The sequence below is a fragment of the Micrococcus sp. LASM2_SD2 genome (genome assembly GCF_057364565.1).
Map to the genome: position 1 here is coordinate 1 of NZ_JBNFOB010000152.1, position 5,770 is coordinate 5,770.

Here is a 5,770-nt window from a genome sequence, read left to right on the forward strand (position 1 = left end):
GAAACGGGTCTCGGGCGGACTCCCCACGAGTCCGCGGTGGACAGCACGCGCGGGGCGAGGCGGCGCTGCTCGGCCCGCTCCACCTGCAGGATGCTGCAACCCAGCCGGCGTCCACCAGCCGCTGGAGGGCGGCGGTGCGTCCCAGCCCGGCGAACAGCACGCCGGCACCCTCCCGGCGGGCCCGCTCGAGCGCCACCTCCCGCACGTGCTGATAGGGCGCACGCGGCTCGGCGAGGGCGTCGTCCCCCTCGTCCCAGACCGCGATCAGCCCCAGGTCCTCGACGGGTGCCCAGATCGCCGAGCGGGTCCCCACAGCGATCCGCGACCGGCCGGTCAGCAGCCGCAGATGCGCCCGGTACCGCGGGGTGTTGCCGTCCTCGGCGGTGAGCCTGGCGTAGGCGTGCTCGCCGACGGCGGCGTCCAAAGCCGCGCACAGGCGCGTGAGGTCTCGCTGGTCCGGCACCACGAGCACCACCGACCGGCCGGTGGCCGCCACGGTCTTGGCCAGGTCGGCGAACACGGCGGCCTCGTCCCACTCCCCCACCCGGGAGGGCATCACCGCGGCCGCGCGCGGGGCGTCACCGGCACAGACGGCCGCCACGAAGGCGTGCCCGCCCTCCAGCCGGGACAGCACCGGATTCCCGACGACGCCGCCCAGGTCCGCCTGATCGGCGTCCACCTGCACATCCTGGGGCTCACGGGGTTCATGGGACTTTTGGCCGTCCGACGCCGGTTCCCCCTGCGTGAGGTCCAGGGGCGCGTCGAGCTCCGGTTCGGCCAGGATCTCCCTCTCCACCTGCGCCACACGCGGGGGCACGGCGACCCGCAGCACGTCCGAGAGCATCCCGGCCTGGCGCACGGCCACGGCCCGGGCCAGTTCGAGCACGGCCGGGCTCAGCGGAGGGATCCGCGTGACCACGGTGCGCAGCGGCACCAGCTGCGCGCCGGTGGCCGGCTCGGCCACCCGCTCGATCAGCCACCCGGTGAGGTCGCGGCCGCCGAAGCGCACGGTCACCCGGGAGCCGGGGACGCCCTGCTCGTCCAGGGAAGGCGGAACGAGGTAGTCGAACTCGCGGTCCAGGTGCGGGACCGCGGAGTCCAGCACCACCTTCGCCACCGGCAGCTCGGGCCAGCCCTCCGCCCACTCCGGGAGGGCGGAGCGCTCTTCAGGCTCGGGGAGGGCGAAGAGGGCCTCGCTGATGGCGGACCCCCGTCAGAGGCCGGCGGCGGCGCGCAGCCGGTCCACGCGGTCCAGGCGCTCCCACGTGAAGTCCGCGTCCTCATGGCCGAAGTGGCCGTTGGAGGCGGTCTTCTTGTAGATCGGCCGCAGCAGGTTCAGCTCGTTGACGATCGCCAGGGGACGCAGGTCGAAGACCTCGTTCACGGCGTCGATGATCGCGGACTCGGGGACCTTGTTCGTGCCGAAGGTGTCCACGTAGAGACCCACGGGGCGGGCGGAGCCGATGGCGTAGGCCACCTGGAACTCGGCACGGTCCGCCAGGCCCGCGGCGACGACGTTCTTGGCCACCCAACGCATGGCGTAGGCGGCGGAGCGGTCCACCTTGGACGGGTCCTTGCCGGAGAAGGCGCCACCGCCGTGGCGGGCCATGCCTCCGTACGTGTCCACGATGATCTTGCGGCCGGTCAGCCCGGCGTCGCCCACCGGGCCGCCGATGACGAACTTGCCGCCCGGGTTGATGATGATCCGGGTCTTCGAGACGTCCAGTCCGGCGGCCTCGATGACCGGACGGATCACGTGCTCCTCCACGTCCCTCCGGAGGTCGGCTGGTCCACCACGTCATGGTGCTGGGTGGAGACCACGACGGTCTCGATGGTCTTGGCGCGGTGCTCGGCGTCGTAGCCGATGGTCACCTGCGTCTTGCCGTCCGGCAGCAGGTACGGCATCGGCGAGTCCACCATCCTGCGCACCTCGGTCAGGCGGGCGGAGAGCCGGTGGGCCAGGTAGATGGGCATCGGCATCAGGGTGGGGGTCTCGTTCGTGGCGTAGCCGAACATGATGCCCTGGTCCCCGGCGCCCTGGACGTCCACCGCGTCCGCCGAGCCGTACTCGCGGGTCTCGAGCGAGGTCATGACGCCGGTGTGGATGTCCGAGGACTGCTGTCCGATCGAGATGTTCACGCCGCACTGGGCGCCGTCGAAGCCGTTGGCGGAGGAGTCGTAGCCGATGTCCAGGATCGTCCTGCGGACGATCTGCGGGATCTCCACGTAGGCGCTGGTGTTGACCTCGCCGGCGACCTGGACCAGCCCGGTGGTGGTGAGGGTCTCCACGGCCACCTTCGCCGAGGGGTCCGCGGCCAGCAGGGCGTCCAGGATGGCGTCCGAGATCTGGTCGCAGATCTTGTCCGGGTGGCCGGCGGTCACGGACTCGGACGTGAACAGGCGAAGCTCGCCGCCGCTGACTCCGCGGTAGGGGGCGTGCGCGGACGAGGTGGAGGTGGAGTCGGTCATGCGGACGATTCTAGTATCCGCGCGGACACGCTAGAGCGCGCCGGTGATCTGCTCCACGACGAGGGCGGCGGAGTCCGTCTTGTCCCCGGCCCGGGACACCGGCTCGCGGCCGTCGGCGAAGAGGACGGTCACCTCGGTCTCGTCCCTGCCGAAGACCTTTCCGGCGGCGACGTCGTTGACCACGAGCATCTCGCAGCCCTTGCGCGCCAGCTTCGCCTGGGCGTACTCCAGCACCGAGGACTCCCCGTCCCCCGTCTCCGCCGCGAACCCGACGATGAGTCCGGGTATGTCCCGGCCGGCGGCCCGCTCCTGCACGGCGGTGGCCAGCACATCCGGGGTGCGCTCGAGCGTGATGGTCGGCGAGGAGCCGTCGTCGCCCTTCTTGATCTTGGTCTCGGCCACGTCGGTCGGCCGGAAGTCCGCGACCGCGGCGGCCATGATGAGCACGTCCGCCCCGGCGGCGTGCTCCAGCACCGCCTCCAGCAGCTCCTGCGTGGACTCGACGTGCACCACCTCGGCGCCTGACGGCGGCTCGGCGGTCATGGCGGCGGCGATCAGGGTGACCTGCGCGCCGGCGGCCAGGGCCTTCTCGGCCAGGGCCACGGCCTGCTTCCCCGAGGACCGGTTGCCTAGGTAGCGGACCGGGTCCAACGGCTCGCGGGTGCCGCCGCCGGTGATCACCACGCGGCGTCCGGCCAGCCCTCCCGACGACGGCCGTGCACCTCCGGTGCCCTCGGCACCGGGGATTCCGGGGCGGGGACGGGAGCCGTCGGTGACGGGAGAGACGGAGGCGGATGACGTCGTCGTGGTCCCCGCCGAGACGGCGCGGCCGCGGGGAGTGGGCCGGGGCGTCCGCGGCGAGATCCTGCGCCGCGGCCCAGATGGCCTCGGGCTCGGGGAGCCGGCCGGGCCCGGAGTCCTTCCCGGTGAGACGGCGACCGCCGGGTCCAGCACCGTGACGCCGTGGCGGCGCAGGGCGGCCACGTTCTCCCGGGTGGCCGGATGCAGCCACATCTCGGTGTGCATCGCCGGGGCCACCAGGACGGGGCAGGTGGCGGTCAGCAGCACGTTGCCCAGCAGGTCCGGGGCCATGCCGGCGGCGGTGCGGGCGATCAGGTCGGCCGTGGCGGGGGCGACGACGACCAGCTCGGCCTCTCGCCCCAGGCGCACGTGGCGGACCTGGTCGACGTCATCGAACGTGTCGGTGCTCACCGGACGGCCGGAGAGGGCCTCCCAGGTGGCACGGCCCACGAAGTCCTCGGCATGGGCGGTGGGCACCACGGTGACCTCGTGGCCCGCCTCCGTCATGAGGCGCAGCAGCGAGGCCGCCTTGTAGGCGGCAATCCCACCGCCGACGCCGAGGACGATGCGCATGGGATCAGGCGTCCTCGGAGCCCTCGGAGTCCGCCGTAGTCGCCTCCTCGGACACCGCGTCCTCGGCGGGCTCGGCGGTGCCGAACGGGTCCTCCTCGCCCGGGAGCGTGAAGTCGCCGAACTCCTCGCCGGAGAAGTCCTCCACATCCGGCTCGGCCGTGGCCTCGCGGGACACCAGCAGGTCGGCCTGAACCTCGCGCAGGGAGATGGACAGCGGCTTCTCGTTCAGCTCGGTGTCCACCAGCGGGCCGACGTACTCGAACAGACCCTCGTGCAGCTGCGAGTAGTAGGCGTTGATCTGACGGGCGCGCTTCGCGGCGAAGAGCACCAGGGCGTACTTGGAGTCCACCCGCTCCAGCAGGGAGTCGATGGGCGGGTTGACGATGCCGTCGTACTGATCGGTCACGGATGTTCTCCAGTCGTTGCGGGCGTGGATGCGCGCGGGGCGCATGCGGTCTTCGGGCGAGCCGGGGCCGCCCGGTGAGGGGCGTCGTCTCAGGCGCACGGGTCCAGTCCCATCAGGCGGACCAGCTCCTCGGCGGCGTGCTCGACGCGGTCGTTCACGACCACGGCGTCGAACTCGGGCTCGGCGGCGAGCTCCAGTCTAGCGGTTTCGAGGCGGCGGCGCTGTTCCTCCGCCGACTCCGTGCCGCGGCCGGTCAGGCGGCTGACCAGCTCGTCCCAGCTCGGCGGCGCCAGGAAGACGAACGTAGCCTCCGGCATCGACTCGCGCACCTGGCGCGCGCCCTGCAGGTCGATCTCCAGCAGCACGTGCCTGCCGGCGGCCACCGCCTCCTGGACGCGGTCGCGGCGGGTGCCGTAGCGGTTGACCCCGTGCACCACGGCCCATTCGAGCATCTGGTCCCCGGCCACCAGCTCGTCGAACTCCTCAGCGGTGACGAAGAAGTAGTGGACACCGTCCTCCTCCCCCGGACGGGCGTCGCGGGTGGTGGCCGAGACCGAGAGCCACACGTCCGGGTAGTGGTCCCGGATGTAGGCGGAGACGGTGCCCTTGCCCACGGCGGTGGGACCGGCGAGCACGGTCACGCCCGGACCCGTCAGCGGGTCCTTCCGGCTCGGGCGGGGTCCGGGGACCGCGGGGGGCTGCGGCAGGGACGAGGGGTCGGTCACCGTGGGGCTCCTTCGTGGCGGTGGCAGCGTCGACGGCCGCCGGTCCCCGACCCGCCGTGCGGGCGTTGCGGGGACGTGCGCGGCTCAGCGGCCGATGTACGCGATCAGCGCCTCGCGCTGGCGGCGTCCGACGCCCTTGAGGCGACGGACCGGGGAGATCCCGCAGACCTCCATGACGCGCTGGGCACGGACCTCGCCGACGCCCGGCAGGGACTGGATCAGGTCCACGGTGCGCAGCCGGCCCACGGCCGGGTCGGCATCGGCCTGCTCGAAGACCTCCTGGAGGGAGATCCTGCCGGCGGCGAAGTCGCTTTTCAGCTCCGCCCGCTGCTGACGGGCACGCAGGGCCTTCTCTCGCGCCTCGGCCCGCTCCTCGACGCTGAGTTCGCGCAGTGCCATGGTCAACCTCTCTTCCGTCACTCTGTGACTGTGTCAGGTCCATGCAGAACCTGAGCGTCACTGTGGGTCAGGTCGGGCATGAGTCCGGTGTCGAACCGAAAAATATCATCGGTCACATCGCCGGTCACGCACCCCCCAACGCGGAGATCATCCTTCCAGGTCAGCCAGGTTCCGACGGAGCGTCTCGGTGAGTCCCGCGAAGGACGGCCCCGCCTGCAGGATGCCCCGTGAGCTGGTGGCGAGCACTGCCGACCACGCGTCCGCGAATCCGGCCCGCATACCGGCCGCGGTCGGCGCCCTGGGCGCCGTAGCCGGGGGCCAGGAGCGCACCGCGGACGGCGGCCAGGTCGATCCCCAGCTCACGCGCGCGGTCCGCCACCGTGGCGCCGAGACCAGC

At 72.4% G+C, this 5,770-nt stretch carries 6 protein-coding genes and 1 pseudogene; 1 reads left to right on the forward strand and 6 read right to left on the reverse strand.

Annotated features, from left to right (window positions below; genetic code table 11):
• The 6 genes and pseudogenes from AC2W7A_RS08565 to mihF form a co-directional block, all read right to left on the reverse strand.
• Positions 1–1,105 (reverse strand): primosomal protein N' family DNA-binding protein (locus AC2W7A_RS08565; protein ID WP_485990991.1); only part of this gene is annotated, 1,105 nt, incomplete at its 3' end.
• A gap of 108 nt (positions 1,106–1,213) precedes the next feature.
• A pseudogene (gene metK / locus AC2W7A_RS08570) lies at positions 1,214–2,469 on the reverse strand (methionine adenosyltransferase).
• A gap of 30 nt (positions 2,470–2,499) precedes the next feature.
• Entirely contained in the window at positions 2,500–3,843 is a 1,344-nt protein-coding gene (locus AC2W7A_RS08575) for a bifunctional phosphopantothenoylcysteine decarboxylase/phosphopantothenate synthase (protein WP_485990992.1), read from the reverse strand.
• Positions 3,844–3,847: 4 nt separating this feature from the next.
• Positions 3,848–4,249: a DNA-directed RNA polymerase subunit omega gene (gene rpoZ / locus AC2W7A_RS08580; protein ID WP_485990995.1), complete on the reverse strand. Its 402-nt coding sequence runs from the start codon at positions 4,247–4,249 to the stop codon at positions 3,848–3,850.
• Between the two features lie 89 nt (positions 4,250–4,338).
• Positions 4,339–4,956 carry a guanylate kinase gene (gene gmk, locus AC2W7A_RS08585; RefSeq protein WP_485990996.1) on the reverse strand — a complete coding sequence of 206 codons (618 nt, stop codon included), beginning with the start codon at positions 4,954–4,956 and terminating at the stop codon, positions 4,339–4,341.
• 102 nt (positions 4,957–5,058) lie between these two features.
• The gene (mihF, locus tag AC2W7A_RS08590) at positions 5,059–5,373 is read right to left on the reverse strand and encodes an integration host factor, actinobacterial type (protein WP_485990993.1); all 315 of its coding nucleotides are present in this window, start codon (positions 5,371–5,373) and stop codon (positions 5,059–5,061) included.
• A 187-nt stretch (positions 5,374–5,560) separates the two neighbouring features.
• Here mihF and AC2W7A_RS08595 point away from each other — a divergent pair.
• A partial coding sequence (locus AC2W7A_RS08595; RefSeq protein ID WP_485990994.1) for a hypothetical protein occupies positions 5,561–5,770 on the forward strand: 210 nt, incomplete at its 3' end.